The following is a 19,439-nucleotide window of genomic DNA, read 5'->3' on the forward strand; positions in this document are numbered from 1 at the left end:
TTCTCTCCTGCTTGCGCCGGGCCTTACGCGCCCTTGCGCTGCTGGCTGGCCAGCGCGGCTTCGACGTAGGCCTTGAACAGCGGATGGCCGTCGCGCGGCGTCGAGGTGAATTCGGGGTGGAACTGTACGCCGACGAACCACGGGTGCATCGATTCGGGCAGTTCCATCATTTCCGGCAGGTTCTCGGTCGGCGTGCGCGCCGAGATCACCATGCCGGCCTTCTCCAGCGTCGGCACGTAGTGGTTGTTGACCTCGTAGCGGTGGCGATGGCGCTCGTTGACCTCGGCGCCGTAGATGGCGTTGGCCTTGGTGCCTTCCTTGACCGGCACGCGCTGCGCGCCCAGGCGCATGGTCCCGCCCAGGTCGGAATCGGCCGAGCGCTGCTCGACCTTGCCTTCGCGGTCGACCCACTCGGTGATCAGCGCGACCACCGGGTGCTCCGTTTCCAGGTTGAACTCGGTCGAGTTGGCGTCGGCCATGCCGGCCAGGTGGCGGGCAAATTCGATCACCGCCAGCTGCATGCCCAGGCAGATGCCAAGGTACGGGATCTTGTTCTCGCGGGCGTACTGGATCGCGCGGATCTTGCCTTCGGTGCCGCGCTTGCCGAAGCCGCCCGGCACCAGGATGGCGTCCAGCGGCGCCAGCACTTCGAGGTGGCCCGATTCCAGCTCCTCGGAATCGATGTACTCGATGTTGACACGCGTGGCGGTGTGCATGCCGGCGTGGCGCAGCGCCTCGATCAGCGACTTGTACGACTCGGTCAGGTCGACATACTTGCCGACCATGCCGATGGTGATCTCGTGCTCGGGATTTTCCTGGGCGTTGACCAGCTTCTGCCACATCGACAGGTCAGCCGGCTTGGGATCCAGGCGCAGTTCCTCGCAGATCAGGCGGTCCAGGCCCTGCTCGTTGAGCATCTGCGGGATCTTGTAGATGCTGTCCGCGTCCCAAACCGAAATCACGGCGTCTTGCGGGATATTGGCGAACAGCGAGATCTTGGCGCGCTCGTCGTCCGGGATGGGGCGGTCGGCGCGGCACAGCAACGCGGTCGGCGAGATGCCGATTTCACGCAGCTTCTGCACCGAGTGCTGGGTCGGCTTGGTCTTCAACTCGCCGGCGCTGGCAATGAACGGCACCAGCGTCAGGTGCACGAAGGCGCAGTGGTTGCGGCCCATGCGCAGGCTCATCTGGCGCGCGGCTTCCAGGAACGGCAGCGATTCGATGTCACCCACGGTGCCGCCGATTTCCACCAGCGCCACGTCGGCCTTGCCGTCGTGCGACGCGGCCGCGCCCTTTTCGACAAAGGCCTGGATCTCGTTGGTGATATGCGGGATCACCTGCACGGTCTTGCCCAGGTATTCGCCGCGGCGCTCCTTGCGGATCACCGATTCGTAGATCTGGCCAGTGGTGAAGTTGTTCGACTTGCGCATCTTGGCCGAGACGAAACGCTCGTAGTGGCCGAGATCGAGGTCGGTTTCCGCACCGTCTTCCGTGACAAACACCTCGCCATGCTGGAAGGGGCTCATCGTGCCGGGATCGACGTTGATGTAGGGATCGAGCTTGAGGAGGGTGACTTTGAGGCCGCGCGACTCAAGGATGGCCGCGAGCGAGGCAGCAGCGATGCCCTTGCCGAGAGAAGAGACGACGCCACCGGTGACGAAGACGAATTTGGTCATAAACCGAGCTTGCCGGGGAAATCGGGATTATACATGAGAGCCCGTGCCCCGCCGACCCGGAAATTGTGACAGCAGCCCGGCTCTGGCGGGCTGCGCGCCATGTTGACGGCGGGCTGCGGCGCATGCGCCGCACGCTGGCTTAGCGCCCCTGCTGGCGCATCGCGCCGATCAGTTCGCGCACCAGTTCCGCGGTTTGCCGGGGTCGCTCCATCGGATACAGATGGCCGCCTTCGATAAAGCGCAGGTTGGGCCCGACCAGCCGGCGCGTCGCCCCCAGGCCGCACTGCCGCACCTCGCGCGAACGGGTGCCGGCAACAAAGCCGACCGGCACCGGCGCCCCGCGCGCGACCTTGCGCCCTAGGCTGGTCGGCAGCGTGCGGTAGATCCAGTATTCGACCTCGCGGTCAAAGCGCAGCCGGCGCTCGTTGTCCTTGCCGGTGGGCTCGGTGCCGTGGATGGCATAGTCACGCAGCACGTCCTGGTCCCACACCGCGAAGTTGGGCTTGGCGCGGAAATGTTGCCAGACCGCCTCGGCATCGGGCCAGTGCGTGCGCCGGTTCCTGGTCACCGCCGCCGGGCCGGGCTTTTCGTCGATGCCCAGCATCTGGGCGGTCTTCAGCAACGACGCGCGCCAGCCGGCAATGATCGGCGAGTCCAGCATGACCACGCCGCGCACCCGCTCCGGGCGCCGCAGCGCCGCCATCAGCGACAAGAAGCCTCCCAGCGAATGACCCACCAGCCATACCGGCTCGCGGTACTGGCGGTCGATCTCGCCCAGCAGCTCTTCCACCAGGTGCGTCCAGCCGCGCGTCACCGGGAATTCCGGCTTGTGCCCGTAGCGGTCCACGGCGCGAAACTCGAACTCGCCGTCCAGTTCGCCGAACAGCTTGCGGTAAGTCGTCACCGGAAAGCCGTTGGCATGGGAAAAATGGATGATCTCGCGCATTCCGCCGCCTTAATCCGGCTTGCGTGGATGCATGCGCTTGGCCCGCACCGGCTGGGCCCAGCGGTCCGCCTCGCCGGAGCGCGCCAGCGAGAATTCCGCGGGCGCGGCCGGATCCCACTCCGGGTTATGGATTTCGCCGAAGACCTGGCGCAGGCGTTGCCCCCAGGTGTCGCGGATCATGCGGAAATAGGCGTTGCGCTCGTCGATATTGACGAAGCGCGTCACCCGCAGCGAATCGGCCTCATAAACCAGCAGGTCCAGCGGCAGCCCCACCGAGATATTCGACTTCAGCGTCGAATCCATCGAGATCAGCGCGCACTTGGCGCCTTCGGCCAGCGGCAGCGACGGATGCACGACGCGGTCGACAATGGGCTTGCCGTACTTGGCCTCGCCGATCTGGAAGTAACAGTTCTCGGGCGTGGCCTCGACGAAATTGCCGGCGGCATAGACATTGAACAGCCGCACCCGCTCGCCGCGCACCTGGCCGCCGAAGATCAGGCTGACATTGAACTCGATGCCGGCGTCGCGCAGCGCGTGCGCATCGCGCCGGTGCACCTGCCGCACCGCTTCGCCCACGATCGAGGCAGCCTCGAACATGTCGCGCGCGGTCCACAGCGAGCGCTTCTCGTCATGGTCCTCGATCAGGATCTGGCGCACCGACTGGCTGATGGCCAGGTTGCCCGCGGTCATCAGCACCATCACCCGGTCGCCGGGTTCCTCGAACACCGTCATCTTGCGCGCGGTCGAGATGGCGTCTACCCCGGCATTGGTGCGGGAGTCGGACAGGAATACCAGGCCGGCATCCAGCCGCATGGCTACACAATACGTCATGATTTGTCTTGGTGTTCTTGGTGGCGGCGGGGGTGGCCCGGCAGGGGCCTGCGTCACTCCGGATTCTAGCCTCCGTGCACCAGCACGGCGCCGCGTCTGGAAGCCAGCACCTAATTAGTTAGAAAGTGGCGTGATGGTTACATTGACTTCCAGCGTCTCGCCGGCGCCGCCGTCCAGAATGCCCCGCACTGGCGCCGCCGAAGCGTAATCGCGCCCGACCGCCAGCCGTATATGCCGTTCGTCAGTGAGGCAGCCATGCGTAATGTCGATGCTGCACCAGATCTCGCCGGCCGGGTCCAGGCATACGTCGGCCCAGGCATGGCTGGCCAGCTCAGTGGCGGCCGGGTCGTAGAAGTAGCCGCTGACATAGCGTGCCGGGATGCCCAGCGCCCGGCACGCCGCCACCATCACCTGCGCCTGGTCCTGGCACACGCCGCTGCCCAGCGCGAAGGCCTGCGCGGCCGAGGTGCCGACGTCAGTGGTATTGGGCTTGTAGCGCACGCGCTCGCCGATTCCGCGGGCCAGCGCCAGCAGCGCGCCAATGTCATGCCCGGCGGCGAGGAACGGCGCGGCAAATGCCTGCATCTCGGCCGGCGCCGTGGTCAGCGGCGTGCTGCCGAGGAAATACAGCGGCGATACGCGCGCTTCGCCATTGGGCGGGGCGTCGCGGAAGGCGTGATGGCCGTCGCGGTCGAGGTCGCCGTGCGGCGGCAGCACTTCCACTTCGCCGCTGGCTTCGATGGCGATGGTGCTGGCAGGCCCCGCCACCGTGAAGTTGTGCACGATGTTGCCGAAGCCATCGCGCGCCGCCGTGGGATTGCCGGGCGTCGACAGATGCCAGTAGTTGACGGTCTGCAGCGGGCCCGAGCGCGGCTCGAGCCGCACTTCGTGCACGCTGCGCCGCACCGGTTCGGTGTAGCGGTAGACAGTATGGTGGTGGATCTTGTATTTCACGATATGAGGGCGCGGCGGCGCATGAAGGCTGCCGGCGGCCCGGGTCAGGCCACCTGCAGCGGCACCAGGAAGTCCCGGCTGATGCCGTTGCCGAGGTCGCCGATGCGCTCCAGGAAGCTGGTCAGGTACGCATGCAGGCCGACGGCAAAGATGTCGTCGATCCGCGCGTACTTCAGGTCGGCGTGGAGTTTACCAGCCTGCCGCTCGGTTTCCGCCGACTGCTGGTTGCGCACCGTATGCAGGATCGCCACCACCTCGTCCATGCTCGACACCAGCGAACGCGGCATGTCCGGGCGCAGGATCAGCAGTTCGGCCACGCGCTGCGGCGTGATGACGGCACGATAGACCTTGCGGTAGACCTCGAAGCCCGACACCGAGCGCAGGATCGCCGCCCAGTGGTAGAAGTCGTTCGGACCGCTGCCCTGATCGGGATCAGCCTCGGCCGCCCCGCCCTCCCTGCCCGACGATGCCTGGAACTTGACGTCGAGGATCCGCGCGGTATTGTCGGCGCGCTCCAGGAAGGTGCCCAGCCGCATGAAATGAAAGGCATCGTCCTTGAGCATGGTGCCGAACTGCACCCCGCGCGCCAGGTGCGAGCGGAACTTGACCCACTCGAAGAAGCGCGCCGGGTCTTCCTTCAGCACGCCGTCGGCAATCAGGCGCTGCACCTCCAGCCAGGTGGTGTTGACGGTTTCCCAGACTTCGGTGGTCAGCGAGCCCCGCACCGCGCGCGCATTCTCGCGCGCCGCGCGCAGGCAACTCATGATGGAAGAGGCATTGGTCATGTCGCGCACCATGAAGTCGATGACATCGTCGCGCGACAGCAGGCCGTACTTGTGGTCGAAGACGTCGGTCAGTTCCGAGATATCGAGCATGGCCCACCAACCCTGCTCGGCCACTTCGGCCGATTGCGGCAGCAGCGAGGTCTGGTAGTTGACATCGAGCATGCGCGCCGTGTTCTCCGCGCGCTCGGTATAGCGGGCCATCCAGAACAGGTGGTCGGCGGTGCGGCTCAGCATGTGGGCTCTCCGGGGTTGGCGGCGGTCGTCATGGCCAGCATCGCGTTCATCGCTCCAGCACCCAGGTGTCCTTGGTGCCGCCCCCTTGAGAGGAATTCACCACCAGCGAACCTTCGCGCAGCGCCACGCGGGTCAGCCCGCCCGGCACCATCCGCACCTCCTTGCCCGACAGCACGAACGGGCGCAGGTCGATATGGCGCGGGGCGATGCCCGCCTCGACATAGGTCGGGCAGGTCGACAACGCCAGCGTGGGCTGCGCGATGTACTGCTCGGGCCTGGACCTGACCACCTCACGGAAGGCATCGATCTCGGCGCGCGTCGCCGCCGGGCCGACCAGCATGCCGTAGCCGCCGGCGCCATGGGTTTCCTTGACCACCAGTTCGCCCATATGGTCCAGCACGTACTGCAGGTCATCGGCGCGCCGGCACATGTAGGTCGGCACGTTGCTGAGGATCGCCTCTTCGCCCAGGTAGAAGCGGATCATGTCCGGCACATACGGGTAGATCGATTTGTCGTCGGCGACGCCGGTGCCGATCGCATTGCAGATGGTGACGTTGCCGGCGCGGTAGACCGACAGCAGTCCGGCGGCGCCAAGCGCCGAATCAGGACGGAACGCGAGCGGGTCGAGGAAATCGTCGTCGACGCGCCGGTAGATCACGTCGATGCGTTGCGGGCCCTGCGTGGTGCGCATGAACAGGTGGTTGTCCTCGACGAAGAGGTCGCTGCCTTCGACCAGTTCCACCCCCATCTGCTGCGCCAGGAAGGCATGCTCGAAGTACGCCGAGTTGTACATGCCGGGCGTCAGCACCACCACCGTGGGATCGGCGATCGCCTGCGGCGAAACCCCGCGCAGCATGTCGAGCAGCAGGTCGGGATAGTGCGCCACCGGCGCCACGCGGTTGCGCGCGAACAGGTCCGGGAACAACCGCATCATCATCTTGCGGTTCTCGAGCATGTACGACACGCCCGACGGCACGCGCAGGTTGTCTTCCAGCACGTAGAACTCGCCCTCGCCGGCGCGCACCACGTCGATGCCGGCGACATGCGCATAGACGTCGTGCGGCACGTTGACGCCGAGCATCTCGGGCCGGTACTGGGCGTTGTTGTAGATCTGGTCGGGCGGGATCACGCCGGCGCGGATGATGTCCTGGCCGTGGTAGATGTCATGGATGAAGCGGTTCAGCGCGGCCACGCGCTGGCGCAGGCCTTTTTCCAGCTGCGCCCATTCGCTCGCCGGGAAAATGCGCGGGATCACGTCGAACGGGATGGTGCGCTCGGTGCCGCTGTTGGCTTCGTCCTTGTCGCCGTAGACAGCGAAGGTGATACCCACGCGCCGGAACACCAGGTCGGCCTCGGCGCGCTTGTTGCCCATCGTGCTTTCGGCCTGGCGCGCCAGCCATTCGGCGAAATGCCGGTAGTGCGGGCGTACCGCGCCGTCAGGCACGGCCTGTCCTGCGTGGATCAGCGCCGGCGCACCGTCATCGCACCAGTCCAGCATCTCGTCGAAGTACCGCGCCGCCATGATGGCCGCTCCTCCATGTCGCGGGCTGCGCGCGGCGGCGCGCGTTCGCGCCGCCGCCGGCCGCCCTGGTTGCCCTGGCTGTCGTGCCCTGCGCCGCGACGGCGCCGGTTTGGTGCGCGCCACGGTGATGCCGTCAAGTCACTGGCCCTTCCAGCATACCCGTGCCGGCGAAAGCCGCAAGGTGGCCCGGTGGGCGCCCATGCCCCCGCATCCGCACCGGCACCGATCAAGCAAGATGCCTGCCAGCGCACGAAAAAACGGCCGCCGGCGAGGCCGGCGGCCGTAGTTGCGTTGCATGGGTAAAGGGCAAGCTCGCTCCTCCGCCATGCCCTGGCGGGGACGATCGCGGCAGCTCAGCGGGCCGCGCTGGCGCCTGGCCGCACGGTGGCCTGCAGGATAGTGTCGACCAGCGCCTCGGGCGGCTGGCGGATATCGAGCGCGAGCGCGTCCCCCGGTTCTTCCAGCGTATCGAACTGGCTTTGCAGCAGCTCGGGATTGAAGAAGTGCTCGGTGCGCGCCGACAGGCGCTGGCCGATCAGCGAGGCATCGCCCTTCATGAACACAAAGGTCACGCCGCCATCGGGCGGGGTCAGGCGGTCCCGGTAAGCCTGGCGCAGCGCCGAGCAGGTGAACACATGGGTGCGGCCTTCGGCCCGGGCCGCGTCGATGGCGGCGCGCATCGCCGCCAGCCATGGCCAGCGGTCTTCGTCGGTCAGCGGGATGCCGGCATGCATCTTGGCCTTGTTGGCGTCGCTATGGAATTCATCGGCGTCGTGGAAGCCGCAGCCCAGCCGCTGCGCCAGCAATTGGCCGACCGTAGTCTTGCCGCTGCCGGAAACGCCCATCAGGATATAGATCATTGTCTGCTCCGTCGGTCTTGGTATCGGATGGTGTTGCCATCCTTGTCTGTCCTTGTCGGTCCGGCCGGACGTCGTTGCGGCGGTGCAAAGGCGTCCCGGGGCGCTGCCACCCCGCAGGAAACTTCAGGGAAAATCGGCCTCTGGCCTGGCTATTGTGCGACGGATTGCGCCGCCGCGGTATGGCCGTGCCCGGGCGCGCCGGCGTCGGCATCCACCTCGGACAGGTCGAGTGCGCTGGCGCCCTCTTCCGCGATGCGCGCGTGGCGCCGGAACAGGCCGAACAAACCCCGCCCCAGGCTGAACTGCGCGAACCGGTCGGCAGGCGCGCGGGCCAGCGAGCGCGCCGCGAATTCGCTTTCGTCGCCCAGCCATTGCAGCGTGCCGGCGACGGCGTCGACACGGATGCGGTCGCCGTCGCGCACGCGCGCCAGCGCGCCGCCTGCCAGCGCCTCGGGGCCGACGTGGATCACCGCCGGCACCTTGCCGGAAGCGCCGGACATGCGCCCGTCGGTCACCAGCGCCACCTTGTGGCCGGCGTCCTGCAGCGCGCCCAGCAGCGGGGTCAGGCGGTGCAGTTCCGGCATGCCGTTGGCATTCGGCCCCTGGAAACGCACTACCGCAACCAGGTCGCCGCCGAGTTCGCCGGCATCGAACGCGGCCTGCAGCGCTTCCTGCGAGTCGAACACCCGCACCCGCGCTTCCACCACGCGGTGCTCGGGCGCCACGGCCGAAACCTTGATCACGCCGCGGCCCAGGTTGCCCTGCATCAACCGCAGGCCGCCCTCGGCCGAGAACGGCGCCGCGGCCGTCGCCAGCACCTGCGGGTCGCCGCTCTGCGCCGCGCCGTCGCGCCAGTGAAGCACGCCGTCAGTCATCACCGGTTCCTGCGTGTAGCGGGCCAGGCCGGGGCCGGCCACGGTGTGGACGTCCTCGTGCAGCAAGCCGGCCTGCAGCAGCTCGCGAATCACGAAGCCGGCGCCGCCTGCCGCGTGGAAATGGTTCACATCGGCCGAGCCGTTGGGATAGACGCGCGCCAGCAGCGGCGTGATGCGCGACAGCAGGTCGAAATCATTCCAGTCGATCACGATGCCCGCGGCGCGCGCCATCGCCACCAGGTGGATGGTGTGGTTGGTCGAGCCGCCGGTGGCGAGCAGGCCGACCATGGCGTTGGCAATGGCGCGCTCGTCGACGATGCGCGCCAGCGGCAGGTAGTCGTCGCCGCGCGCGCGCAGCGCGATCGCGCGCTGTGCCGCCGCGGCCGTCAGCGCATCGCGCAGGCCGCTGTCAGGATGCACAAAGGCCGCGCCGGGCAAATGCAGGCCCATGACTTCCATCAGGAACTGGTTGCTGTTGGCGGTGCCGTAGAAGGTACAGGTACCGGCGCCGTGGTAGGCCTGGCATTCGGCTTCCAGCAGCGCATCGCGGCCCACTTGTCCGGTGGCGTAGAGCTGGCGCACGCGCGCCTTTTCCTTGTTGGGCAGCCCGCTGGCCATCGGCCCGGCCGGCACGAACACCATCGGCAGGTGGCCGAACTGCAGGGCGCCCATCAGCAGCCCCGGCACGATCTTGTCGCACACTCCCAGCATCAGCGCGGCATCGAAGGTGTTGTGCGACAGCGCCACCGCGGTGCCCATGGCAATCGCATCGCGCGAGAACAGCGACAGCTCCATGCCGGCATTGCCCTGCGTGATGCCATCGCACATGGCCGGCACGCCGCCCGCCACCTGCGCCACCGCGCCGACCGCGCGCGCGGCCTCGCGGATCACGGCGGGATAGCGCTCGTAGGGCTGGTGCGCCGAGAGCATGTCGTTGTAAGCGGTGACGATGCCCAGGTTGGGCGCATGGTCGACGCGCAGCTTCAGCTTGTCGCTGACCGGCAGCGCGGCGAAGCCGTGCGCCAGGTTGGCGCACGACATGCCGCGCAGCGGACCCAGTTCCGACTGCGCCCGTTCGCAGCGGGCAAGGTAGGCGGCACGGCTGGTGCGGCTGCGCGCCACGATGCGGTCGGTGACGGCCAGAAGTTCGGCATGGACAGCGGAAGACATGGCGGTGTTGGTCCTTGTGGGCGGGGCAATGAGGCAACAATGATCCTCATGCTTGTAGATTTTCTACAGATCAGCGCCATTATACCGAGCACGGAGTGTTCGTCGAGGCGTCCCGACATCACAATCCCGCAAGAAATCGCAAAATAAGGGCAAACCCCAAGCGCACGACCGATACCATTTCGGGCAAGATGCGGCGCCAACAGATGTAGAATCTCTACATATCCTTCCAACGCCGATTCCGCTGCCTGCCGCCATGCGCGACCGCATCCTTGCCGTCTATGACACCCTCCGTCCTTCAGAACGCCGCCTGGCAGACTATGTCGCGCGCCACGGCGCCGCCGTGATCCGGCTGTCGATGCCGGAACTGGCCGAGCGCGCCGGCGTGTCGCAACCGACCATCGCGCGCTTCTGCGCGGCGCTGGGCTACGACGGCTTCCGCGAATTCAAGCTGCAGTTCGCGCAGAATGTCGGCGGCGGCACGCCCTTCGTGCACCAGGATGTCGCCGCCGACGACCGCCCGGCGGACATCGCCGGCAAGGTGTTCGACCGCACCATTGCCACGCTGATGAGCGTGCGCAACGCCTTGTCGGCCGACCAGATCGAGCACGGCATCCAGTTGCTAGCCGGCGCCCGGCGCATCGAGTTCTATGGCTGCGGCAACTCCGGCATCGTCGCGCTCGACATCCAGCACAAGTTCTTCCGCCTGGGCGTGCCGACCGTCGCCTATGCCGACCCGCATGTGTTCAGCATGTCGGCGGCGCTGCTGGCCCCGGGCGACGTCGCCGTGCTGGTCTCCAACAGCGGCCGCACCTGGGACATGCTGACGGCCGCCACCCTGGCGCGCAGCAGCGGCGCCAGCGTGCTCGCGCTGACCCACAGCGGCTCGCCGCTGGCACGGCTGGCCGATGTCTGCGTGTTCTCGGACGTTGAGGAAGACAGCGAGGTCTACACGCCGATGACCTCGCGCATCAGCCACCTGGTGCTCGGCGACGTGCTCGCGGCCGGCGTTGCGCTGGCGCGCGCGGACACCGTCGCGCCGCGCCTGCAGCGCGCCAAGGCGCATCTGCGCGAGCGGCGCATCGCCGGTGCGGAGCCGGCTCCGGCAAGAAGCCGGACCCGCACCGCCGCGGCGGCGCCCACTACGCCCTCGCCCACCGCGGCGCGCCCGAGCCGCCGCAAGGCCGGTTGACCGCCCGCGGCACCGGCGCCACCTAACGCGGCGCCTGCGGCCGTTCCCGCCAGTAGCGCGGGGCAGCCTGCCGGAACACCGACAGCGCGTAACCCGCACGGGCCGTGTCCATGGTTACCGCGCCGGTTTCGTCGGTGCGGTAGCGCAAGATGCCCGCGCGGCCAAATCGCTCCCAGACGTCGGCGTTCGGATGGCGATAGCGGTTGGCATAACCCAGCTGGAACACCGCAGCCGCGGGCCCCACCGCCGCGATCCAGTCGGCGCCGGACGACGTGCCGCTGCCGTGATGCGCCACCACCAGCACGTCGGCGCGCAATGCCCCCGGCGGCAAGCGATCCATCAACGCACGCTCCTGCGCCAGGCCGATATCGCCGGTCAGCAGCAGGCTGTGCGCGGCCGTGTCCAAGCGCAGCACGCAACTGCGCGCATTGCTGGGGATAGCGGCCAGTTGGGCCTGCTCAGGCAGGGGGTGCAGCACGGAAAAACGCACGCCGTCCCACTCCCATTGCTGTCCCGCTGCGCATGGCGGCCATTGCGCGGGGCCGGCCTGAGGCCGCCGGGCCGCCAGTAGGTGGTGCCCGGCGGGCGCACCGGTGCTGCGCGCCACCACGGCCACGGTCCCGTCAACGTCCGCCACGCCGCCGGCATGATCGACGTCTTCATGGCTGACCATCAGGTGATCGAGCCGCGTCACCCCCTCGGCGCGCAATCGCGGCACCACTACCTGCGCGCCCGCGCTGGACCCGGCGGCATAGCCCGGCCCGGTGTCGTACAGCAGCGCGTGCGAACGCGTGCGTACCAGCACCGCCGTGCCCTGCCCCACGTCGAACATCACCGCGCGGAACTGGCCTTCGGCAACCGGCGGGCCGCGTGCCAACAGCATCGGCAGCATCAGCAGTCCGCCATGGCGGCGCAGACGCGCCGACCCCACCGGAGCCACCAGCAGCGCAACACCCAGCGCGGCCAGCAGCAACGCCATCGGCCCCGCGCTGGCTGCCTCCCACATCGCCCATGGCAGCATGGAGAACCATTCCAGCACGGCCGCCAGGAGCACCATCGCAAAGTGGGCGACCGCCATCACTGGCGCCGCGAGCAGCAGCGGCAGCGCGGCGCCCAGCAGCGCCAACGGCGTCACCAGCAGGCTCACCACCGGGATCGCCACCGCATTGGCCAACGGCGACACCACCGAGACCTGGCCGAACAGCAGCAGCGTCAGCGGCACCAGCCCGATGGTCACGGCCCACTGCGTGCGCGCACCCGCGGCAAGCGTGGCCCGCGCCCGTTGCCAGCGCCCGGCCATCGCGGCGTCCCGTCCCGGCCGGGCGGCGAAGAAGATCACCGCGACGGCACCGAAAGACAGCCAGAAGCCGGGCAGCATCACCGCCCATGGATCCACCAGCAGCGCCGCCAGCGCCGCCCACGCCAGCACCACCGACGCCGGCGGGGTGCGCGCCCCCCACACCGCGACGGCCGCGACGCACAGCATGGCGACGGTGCGCAGCGCCGGGATCTGCATGCCGGCCAGCATGCCGTAGCCCAGCGCGGTGGCCACGGCCATCCCCAGCGCGGCTTGCCGCGCCGGCAGCCACAGCGGCAGCGGCCGGCGCAGGCAGCGACCGAGGCCGAACGAATGGCGCCACAACAGTGCGGCAATTGAAGCCGCCATGCCGGCCACCATGGTGATATGCAGGCCGGAAATGGCCACCAGGTGGCTCACGCCGGTGCGCCGGAACAACTGCCAGTCTTCCGCATCGATGCCGCGCTGGTCGCCGATCACCAGCGCGACCAGCACCGCGCCGAAGCGCGCATCGGCCGGCAGCGCGGCGCGCAGGTGATCGCGCACGGCGGCACGCCAGGCCTCGACGCGCCAGGCGAGCCGCTCGGACGTTGCGTCCTGCGGCGGGCCCTGGGCGCGGCGCACATAGCCGGTGGCGCCATAGCCTTGTGACAGCAGCCAGTAGGCGTAGTCGAAGCCGAACGGATTGGCGAGCCCGCGTGGGCGACGCAGGCGCACGGTCAGCGTGAGGCGCTGGCCCGGGGTCAGGTCAGGCGGCGCGCCGCGCCAGTTGAGGATGACCCGTGGCGGCAGCGGCAGGCCCGGCCCGGCGGACGGCTCGATGGTGAACGCGAAACGTGTGCCGGTAGCGGTTTGGCCAGGCAGCCCGGACACCACGCCGCGCACTTCAAGGTCACGGGCTTCCAGCGCCGCGGGCAGCCATTGGTGCAGGCGCAGGTCGGCGCGCCAGGCAGCCCAGCAGAAGGCAGTTGCGAACGCCAGCAGAACTAGCAGCAGTGCCTGCGGCACGGCAGGCAGGCACCTGCCCCGCACGGCCATGCCGATGGCGCACAACGCCAGAAGGGCAGCGCCCACCCGCAGGACAAGCTGCGGCGGCAGCGCCGATTGCTGCTGCAGCGTCCAGCAACCCGCCACGAATGCCACCACGAAGCAACGCACGGAACCCCTCCGGCTGAACTTGCATAGCCAGAGTTGTACCCGCGCCGATGCGCGGCAAGCTTGTCAGCCCGTCATGAAGGTGTGGAAGTTAGTGACCGACAGCAAGTGGAGGCGCCATGGTGCCGGCAAACGCCGCCAGGCGCGGCAGCGCCGCCACGGCATTGCGCCAGGTGGCCTGCGCCAGCGTCAAGGAGTCGATCCCGCGCAATTCCGCCATCACGCGCGCCACGCCGGCGACCTCTGCGGGTGTGTTGCGCGCCTTGTGCTGTTCCCCGAACTGGTCGTCCGACAGCCACGCCGGCGCGATGTCTGGCGCGTCGGTTTCAAGCACCAGTGCCTCCAGCGGCAATTCCGTCGCCAGCCGGCGGATCTGGCGCGCGCGGCTGAAGGTGACATTGCCGCCGAAGCCGAGCTTCAGGCCCTGGTCGACGAAGCGCCGCGCCTGTTCGTTGCTGCCGTTGAAGGCATGGGCAATGCCGCGTTTTACGCCCAGCTTGCGCAACTGCGCGCCAACCTGGTCCTGCGATTTGCGCACATGCAGCAGCACCGGCAGGTCGAACTCGCGCGCGAGCTTCAGCTGCTCGGCATAAAGCCAGGTCTGGTGGTCGGCATCCAGCCCCGCCATGAAGAAATCGAGCCCGATCTCGCCGATGCCGACGAAACGCGGGTCGCCCATGCTGGCGGCCACCTCGCGCCGCAGCGTGTCGAGATCGGCCTGGCCGGCGCCGGGCGAGCACAGCGGGTGGATGCCGAGCGCGTAGACGCAGCGCGCATCCCGATGCGCCAGCGCGCGCACGGCGGCGAAGTTCCACGCGGCCACCGCCGGCACCACGATGCCGCGCACGCCGGCGGCCTCGGCCGCATCGGCAACCTGCTGGCGGTCCGCGTCGAACTCGCCGGCGTCGAGGTGGCAATGGGTGTCGATCCACATGGCGTGGCCGCTTCAGCGTTCCTGGTGCAGGTGGCCGTCGCGCAGCCGCAACACGCGGTCGCAGCGCCCGGCAAGGTCCAGGTCGTGCGTGACGATGACGAAGCTGGTGCCGAGCGTGCGCGACAGTTCCAGCATCAGGTCATAGACGCCGCCGGCGGTGTGATCATCGAGATTGCCGGTGGGCTCGTCCGCCAGTACGCACGCCGGCTGCCCCACCAGCGCGCGCGCAATGGCGACGCGCTGGCGTTCGCCGCCCGACAGCTCGCCCGGCCGGTGCCGGGCGCGTCCGCCCAGCCCGACCCGCTCCAGCATCGCTTGCGCGACCTCGCGCGCGGCGGCCTGGGTCAGGCCGCGGATGCGCAGCGGCATCGCCACGTTGTCGAGCGCGGTGAATTCCGGCAGCAGGTGGTGGAACTGATAGACGAAGCCCAGCGAGCGGTTGCGCACTACGTTGCGCTCGCGCTCGCGCAGCGCCGTGAAGGGCTTGCCGAGCAGCGCGACGCGGCCGGAATCGGGTTCGTCGAGCCCGCCCAGCACATGCAGCAGCGTGCTCTTGCCGGAGCCCGAGGCGCCCACGATGGCGACTTTCTCGCCGGCGGTGACGCGCACGTCGACGCCGCGCAGCACGTCGACGTCGAGTTCGCCCTGGCGGAAACGCTTGGTCAGGCCCTCGGCCACCAGCACCGGCGAGCCGGTGCGCGGCAGGCCCGGGGTGGGCGTGGAAGTATCGGCTTGCAGCACGGCTTCACTCATAGCGCAGCGCCTCCGCCGGGTTGACGCGGGCGGCGCGCCAGCTGGGATAGAGCGTGGCCAGCGTGGCCAGCACGAAAGAGATGATGCCGATGGTGGCGATGTCGTTCACGCGGGGGTCGGAAGGCAATTGGCTGATGAAATAGATGTCGCGCGGCAGGAACTGCACGTGCAGCAGCCGCTCGATGAACGGCACGATCACGTCGATATTGGTGGCGATCAGCGTGCCGCCGGCCACGCCCAGCAGCGTGCCGATAAAGCCGATGGCCACGCCCTGCACGATGAAGATCTTCATGATCGAGCCCGGCTGCGCGCCCATGGTGCGCAGGATGGCGATATCGGCCTGCTTGTCGGTGACGGTCATCACCAGCGTCGAGACCAGATTGAACGCCGCCACCGCGATGATCAGCGTCAGGATGATGAACATCATCCGTTTCTCGGTCTGCACCGCGGCAAACCAGTTGCGGTTCTGCTTGGACCAGTCGCGCAGGTAAAGCTCGCCCGACATGGTGCCGGCCAGGTCCTGTGCCACCTGCGGCGCGCGTTGCATGTCCTGCAGCTTCAGGCGCACGCCGGTGGGGCCGCTCAGGCGGAACAGGGTCTCGGCGTCCTGCAGGTTGACCAGCGCCAGCGCGCTGTCGAACTCGAAGTGCCCGGACGAAAACACGCCCACCACGGTGAATTGCTTGAGCCGCGGCAGCACGCCCGCGGGGGTGATGGTGCCCTGCGGCGCCAGCAGCGTAACCTTGTCGCCGACCTGCACCCCCATGGCATTGGCCAGCTCGTTGCCCAACGCGATGCCGAAGCCGCCCGGCACCAGCGCCGCCATGCTGCCGGCGCGGAACTGGCTGCCGATTTCCGACACCTTGGGCTCCTGCGACGGCTCCACGCCGCGCAGCAGCACGCCGCGCACGGCATCGTCGCGGGTCAGCATGGCCTGGGCCGCCACGTACGGCGCGGCACCAACCACCTCCTTGTTCTGCAGGGCCTCGGCCGCGGTCTTCTGCCAGTCCGGCAGCGCCGACGGGCCGATCACCTCGATATGCGCCAGCACCGACAGCATGCGGTCGCGCACTTCCTTCTGGAACCCGTTCATCACCGACAGCACCACGATCAGCGCGGCCACGCCAAGCGCGATCCCGAGCATCGAGATCATCGAGATAAACGAAATGAAGGTGTTGCGGCTGGCGCGCTTGCTCGCGCGGGTATATCGCCAGCCGATCTGCCACTCGTAGGGAAATTTCAAGAGGATTCCTGTTGTTTCGGGAAAGCGCCGGTTTTTCGCGGGGCCGCTGGCGGCACGCGTGCAAGCCATGGCGGGCGGCGCGCCGGTCACGCCGTGCTCATGTCACGGTCAGGCCCGGGACTGGCGCGAGCCAGCCGGGAGTTTACAATCTCGCCACCATGATGACGCACCTGACCCTGATTGTGCCCTTTTCCGTCCCGCCCGGCGCCGGCGACGATGGCCGCGACGACGTCGTTCCCGGCGCGCTGCTGCGGCAATTGGAGCTGCCGGCGCTCGGAAAGTTGCTGACCCGGGCCGCGCCCGGCCCGCGCGAGCGGCACGACGACCCGTTCCTGCGCAGCCTGCCGCAAGAGCGCTGGCTGGCCGGCAAGGCCGGACTGGACACGATGCGGGTGCCGTTGGCGCCCTATATGCGGCTGGCGGACAGCGGTGGCGCGACCCATGACATCCCGGCCGCCGCCGACGGCCAGTCCTGGGCCTGCCTGCAGCCGGTGCATATCCATGCCGCGCGCGACCACCTGGTGCTGATGCCGCCGGGCCAGCTGGGGCTGCGGCCGGAGGAAGCCACCGCGCTGCGCAGCGCGATCGACGCGCTGCTGCAGGAATCGGGCATCGCGCTGGAGACGCCGTGCCCGCAGCGCTGGTACCTGCCCGAGGCCGTGTTCGGCCCGCTCGAAGCCACCACGCCGCTGCGCGCGGCGGGCCGCAATATCGACATCTGGATGCAGGCCGGCGAGCGCGCGCGCGACTGGCGCCGGCTGCAGAACGAAATCCAGATGACCTGGTTTGACCACCGCGTCAACCAGGCCCGCGAGGCCGCCGGCGAGGTGCCAGTCAACTCGGTCTGGCTGTATGGCGGCGGCGCGCTGCAGCCGGTGCCGCGGCTGGCCGACACGGTGCTGAGCAATGACCCTTTCCTGAGCGGCCTGGCGCTGGCCGCCGGCAGCCGCGTGCTGCCGGCGCCGGCGGGCCTGGCGGGCGCGGCCGGGGCCGAAGGCACCGTGATGGCCATGCTGGACGGGGCCACGGAAGCGCATATCGCTGAAGACTGGGGACTGTGGCTGGACCGCATGCATGCGCTCGATGCCGACTGGTTCGGCCCGGCGCTGGCAGCGCTGGCGGACGGCCGCATCGGCGCCATCACGCTGGTGCTGGCCGGCGAGAACCACTTTGCCGAGTTCACCGTGCGGCGTGCCGACCTGCGCAAGTTCTGGCGCGGCATGGGCCAGCGCGGCGACTGGCGCGCGCTGCTGTCCGACCTCGCCTTTGCCGCCTGAAGCCATCGCTTCCCACCACACACTGCCGCGCCGCCCATGACCCGGATCGCCATCCGCCAATATTCTTCCGAACACGCCAGCTCGCTGGCCGCCTCCGGCCTGCACCCGACGCTGGCGCGCATCCTGGCCGCGCGCGGCGTGGCCCGCGCCGCCGAACTCGCCACCGACCTGCCCGAACTGGTGCCACCGGCGGCCATGAAGGGCATCGACCACGCGGCGGCCTACCTGGCCGACGCCATCGCCGCCGGCAAGCGCCTGCTGATCGTCGCCGACTATGACTGCGACGGGGCCACCGCCTGCGCGGTGGGCGTGCGTGGGCTGCGCATGCTGGGCGCGCGGGTCGAGTACATCGTGCCGAATCGCTTCGAGTACGGCTACGGCCTGACGCCGGAGATCGTCGCGCTGGCGGCCAGGCAGCAGCCGGACGTGATCGTCACGGTCGACAACGGCATCGCCAGCGTCGACGGCGTGGCAGCGGCCAATGCGCTGGGCATCGACGTGGTGGTGACCGACCACCACCTGCCGGGCGCGGAGCTGCCGCAGGCCGCGGTGATCGTCAACCCGAACCAGCCTGGCTGCGAGTTCCCCAGCAAGAACCTGGCGGGCGTGGGCGTGATGTTCTACGTGCTGCTGGCGCTGCGCGCCGAACTGCGCCGCCGTGGCGTCTACACCCAGCAGACCCAGCCGCCGCTGCAGACGCTGCTGGACCTGGTGGCGCTCGGCACCGTGGCCGACGTGGTCAAGCTGGACACCAACAACCGCATCCTGGTGGCGCAGGGCCTGCGCCGCATGCGCGCCGGACGCATGCAGCCGGGCGTGGCCGCGTTGTTCCGCGCCGCCGGGCGCGAGGCCGCGCGGGCCAATACTTTCGACCTGGGTTTCGGGCTGGGTCCGCGCCTGAATGCGGCCGGCCGGCTCGCCGACATGTCGCTGGGCATCGAATGCCTGCTGACCGACGATGCCAACCGCGCCTGGGAAATCGCCCAGGAGCTCGACAGCATGAACCGCGAGCGGCGCGACATCGAGGCCGGCATGCAGCAGGAGGCGCTGCAGATCCTGGAGCAGCCGCTGGCCGGACCGGATCCGTCGGCGCGCTTCACGGTCAGCGTGTTCAACGATACCTGGCACCAGGGCGTGATCGGCATCGTGGCATCGCGGCTGAAGGACAAGTTCCACCGCCCCACCATCACCTTTGCGCCCGGCGACGAGACCACGGTCAAGGGTTCGGGCCGCTCGATCCCCGGCTTCCACCTGCGCGACGCGCTCGACCTGGTGTCCAAGCGCCATCCGGGCATGCTGTTGAAATTCGGCGGCCACGCCATGGCGGCGGGGCTGACCGTGCGCGCCGAGCGCTTTGCCGAATTTCAGGAGGCCTTCGAGGCGGTCGGCCGCGAATGGCTGACCGACGACCAGCTAGCGCGCGTGATCGAGACCGACGGCGATATCGAGGACCAGTGCTTCAGCCCGGAGTTCGTCACCCTGCTGGAGCAGCAGGTGTGGGGCCAGGGCTTCCCGGCGCCGACCTTCTGCGGCGAGTTCGACGTGCTGCGCCAGAGCGTGCTCAAGGGCAAGCACCTGAAGCTGCAGCTGGGGCGCGGCAGCCAGCGCTTCGATGCGATCTGGTTCAACCACGCCGACTCGCTCGGCGCCAGCGCGCAGGTGGCCTACCGGCTCGACAACAACACCTTCAACGGCGTCACCCGCGTGCAGCTGGTGATCGAGCACGCGCAGTAGGACG

Annotated in this window: 15 protein-coding genes; 3 read left to right on the forward strand and 12 right to left on the reverse strand. The window is 68.9% G+C overall.

Annotation, left to right across the window (positions count from 1 at the left end; translation table 11 throughout):
* Nucleotides 1-23: 23 nt before the first annotated feature.
* The 8 genes from E5S69_RS25985 to edd form a co-directional block, all read right to left on the reverse strand.
* Nucleotides 24-1,676 carry a CTP synthase gene (locus E5S69_RS25985; protein WP_171517329.1) on the reverse strand — a complete coding sequence of 551 codons (1,653 nt, stop codon included), beginning with the start codon at nt 1,674-1,676 and terminating at the stop codon, nt 24-26.
* Between the two features lie 139 nt (nt 1,677-1,815).
* Nucleotides 1,816-2,622 (reverse strand): alpha/beta fold hydrolase, encoded by an 807-nt coding sequence (locus E5S69_RS25990; protein WP_171517330.1) that lies wholly within the window; start codon nt 2,620-2,622, stop codon nt 1,816-1,818.
* Between the two features lie 9 nt (nt 2,623-2,631).
* Nucleotides 2,632-3,453, reverse strand: a complete 822-nt coding sequence (locus E5S69_RS25995; protein ID WP_171517331.1) for a peptidase — start codon at nt 3,451-3,453, stop codon at nt 2,632-2,634.
* A gap of 114 nt (nt 3,454-3,567) precedes the next feature.
* Nucleotides 3,568-4,407 carry a transglutaminase N-terminal domain-containing protein gene (locus E5S69_RS26000; RefSeq protein ID WP_171517332.1) on the reverse strand — a complete coding sequence of 280 codons (840 nt, stop codon included), beginning with the start codon at nt 4,405-4,407 and terminating at the stop codon, nt 3,568-3,570.
* Nucleotides 4,408-4,451: 44 nt separating this feature from the next.
* Nucleotides 4,452-5,426, reverse strand: coding sequence for an alpha-E domain-containing protein (locus E5S69_RS26005; RefSeq protein ID WP_171517333.1), 975 nt, complete (start codon nt 5,424-5,426; stop codon nt 4,452-4,454).
* A 46-nt stretch (nt 5,427-5,472) separates the two neighbouring features.
* Nucleotides 5,473-6,948 carry a circularly permuted type 2 ATP-grasp protein gene (locus E5S69_RS26010; protein WP_171517334.1) on the reverse strand — a complete coding sequence of 492 codons (1,476 nt, stop codon included), beginning with the start codon at nt 6,946-6,948 and terminating at the stop codon, nt 5,473-5,475.
* 353 nt (nt 6,949-7,301) lie between these two features.
* Complete coding sequence (locus tag E5S69_RS26015) at nt 7,302-7,808, reverse strand: gluconokinase (protein WP_171517335.1); 507 nt, start codon at nt 7,806-7,808, stop codon at nt 7,302-7,304.
* Nucleotides 7,809-7,957: 149 nt separating this feature from the next.
* The gene (gene edd / locus E5S69_RS26020) at nt 7,958-9,853 is read right to left on the reverse strand and encodes a phosphogluconate dehydratase (protein WP_171517336.1); all 1,896 of its coding nucleotides are present in this window, start codon (nt 9,851-9,853) and stop codon (nt 7,958-7,960) included.
* Between the two features lie 253 nt (nt 9,854-10,106).
* Here edd and E5S69_RS26025 point away from each other — a divergent pair, with 253 nt between their 5' ends.
* Nucleotides 10,107-11,042 carry a MurR/RpiR family transcriptional regulator gene (locus tag E5S69_RS26025; RefSeq protein WP_171517337.1) on the forward strand — a complete coding sequence of 312 codons (936 nt, stop codon included), beginning with the start codon at nt 10,107-10,109 and terminating at the stop codon, nt 11,040-11,042.
* A 22-nt stretch (nt 11,043-11,064) separates the two neighbouring features.
* On the opposite strand, the gene E5S69_RS26030 is transcribed toward E5S69_RS26025, so the two are convergent.
* The 4 genes from E5S69_RS26030 to E5S69_RS26045 all read right to left on the reverse strand — a co-directional run bounded on the left by E5S69_RS26030 (nt 11,065) and on the right by E5S69_RS26045 (nt 16,424).
* On the reverse strand, nt 11,065-13,497 hold the full coding sequence (locus tag E5S69_RS26030; RefSeq protein WP_171517338.1) for a DNA internalization-related competence protein ComEC/Rec2: 2,433 nt from the start codon (nt 13,495-13,497) through the stop codon (nt 11,065-11,067).
* Between the two features lie 88 nt (nt 13,498-13,585).
* Complete coding sequence (locus tag E5S69_RS26035; protein ID WP_171517339.1) at nt 13,586-14,428, reverse strand: TatD family hydrolase; 843 nt, start codon at nt 14,426-14,428, stop codon at nt 13,586-13,588.
* 12 nt (nt 14,429-14,440) lie between these two features.
* A complete protein-coding gene (lolD, locus tag E5S69_RS26040) occupies nt 14,441-15,181 on the reverse strand; it encodes a lipoprotein-releasing ABC transporter ATP-binding protein LolD (RefSeq protein WP_171517340.1) in 741 nt (246 codons plus the stop codon).
* On the reverse strand, nt 15,174-16,424 hold the full coding sequence (locus tag E5S69_RS26045; protein ID WP_171517341.1) for a lipoprotein-releasing ABC transporter permease subunit: 1,251 nt from the start codon (nt 16,422-16,424) through the stop codon (nt 15,174-15,176). Before E5S69_RS26045 ends, lolD begins: the two co-directional genes overlap by 8 nt.
* 158 nt (nt 16,425-16,582) lie before the next feature.
* Here E5S69_RS26045 and E5S69_RS26050 point away from each other — a divergent pair, with 158 nt between their 5' ends.
* Entirely contained in the window at nt 16,583-17,701 is a 1,119-nt protein-coding gene (locus E5S69_RS26050) for a hypothetical protein (protein WP_171517342.1), read from the forward strand.
* A 36-nt stretch (nt 17,702-17,737) separates the two neighbouring features.
* Nucleotides 17,738-19,435, forward strand: a complete 1,698-nt coding sequence (recJ, locus tag E5S69_RS26055) for a single-stranded-DNA-specific exonuclease RecJ (protein WP_171517343.1) — start codon at nt 17,738-17,740, stop codon at nt 19,433-19,435.
* Nucleotides 19,436-19,439: the final 4 nt, after the last annotated feature.

The sequence above is a fragment of the Cupriavidus necator genome (assembly GCF_013141915.1).
Lineage (GTDB): Bacteria > Pseudomonadota > Gammaproteobacteria > Burkholderiales > Burkholderiaceae > Cupriavidus > Cupriavidus necator_B.

Excerpts from the sequence above, each read along its gene's own strand:
- E5S69_RS25990 (WP_171517330.1), bottom strand. The coding sequence starts at position 2,622 with ATGCGCGAGATCATCCATTTTTCCCATGCCAACGGCTTTCCGGTGACG.
- E5S69_RS26010 (WP_171517334.1), bottom strand. The coding sequence starts at position 6,948 with ATGGCGGCGCGGTACTTCGACGAGATGCTGGACTGGTGCGATGACGGT.
- E5S69_RS25985 (WP_171517329.1), bottom strand. The coding sequence starts at position 1,676 with ATGACCAAATTCGTCTTCGTCACCGGTGGCGTCGTCTCTTCTCTCGGC.
- E5S69_RS26025 (WP_171517337.1), top strand. The coding sequence starts at position 10,107 with ATGCGCGACCGCATCCTTGCCGTCTATGACACCCTCCGTCCTTCAGAA.
- lolD (WP_171517340.1), bottom strand. The coding sequence starts at position 15,181 with ATGAGTGAAGCCGTGCTGCAAGCCGATACTTCCACGCCCACCCCGGGC.
- E5S69_RS26050 (WP_171517342.1), top strand. The coding sequence starts at position 16,583 with ATGATGACGCACCTGACCCTGATTGTGCCCTTTTCCGTCCCGCCCGGC.
- E5S69_RS26005 (WP_171517333.1), bottom strand. The coding sequence starts at position 5,426 with ATGCTGAGCCGCACCGCCGACCACCTGTTCTGGATGGCCCGCTATACC.
- edd (WP_171517336.1), bottom strand. The coding sequence starts at position 9,853 with ATGTCTTCCGCTGTCCATGCCGAACTTCTGGCCGTCACCGACCGCATC.
- E5S69_RS25995 (WP_171517331.1), bottom strand. The coding sequence starts at position 3,453 with ATGACGTATTGTGTAGCCATGCGGCTGGATGCCGGCCTGGTATTCCTG.
- recJ (WP_171517343.1), top strand. The coding sequence starts at position 17,738 with ATGACCCGGATCGCCATCCGCCAATATTCTTCCGAACACGCCAGCTCG.
- E5S69_RS26035 (WP_171517339.1), bottom strand. The coding sequence starts at position 14,428 with ATGTGGATCGACACCCATTGCCACCTCGACGCCGGCGAGTTCGACGCG.
- E5S69_RS26015 (WP_171517335.1), bottom strand. The coding sequence starts at position 7,808 with ATGATCTATATCCTGATGGGCGTTTCCGGCAGCGGCAAGACTACGGTC.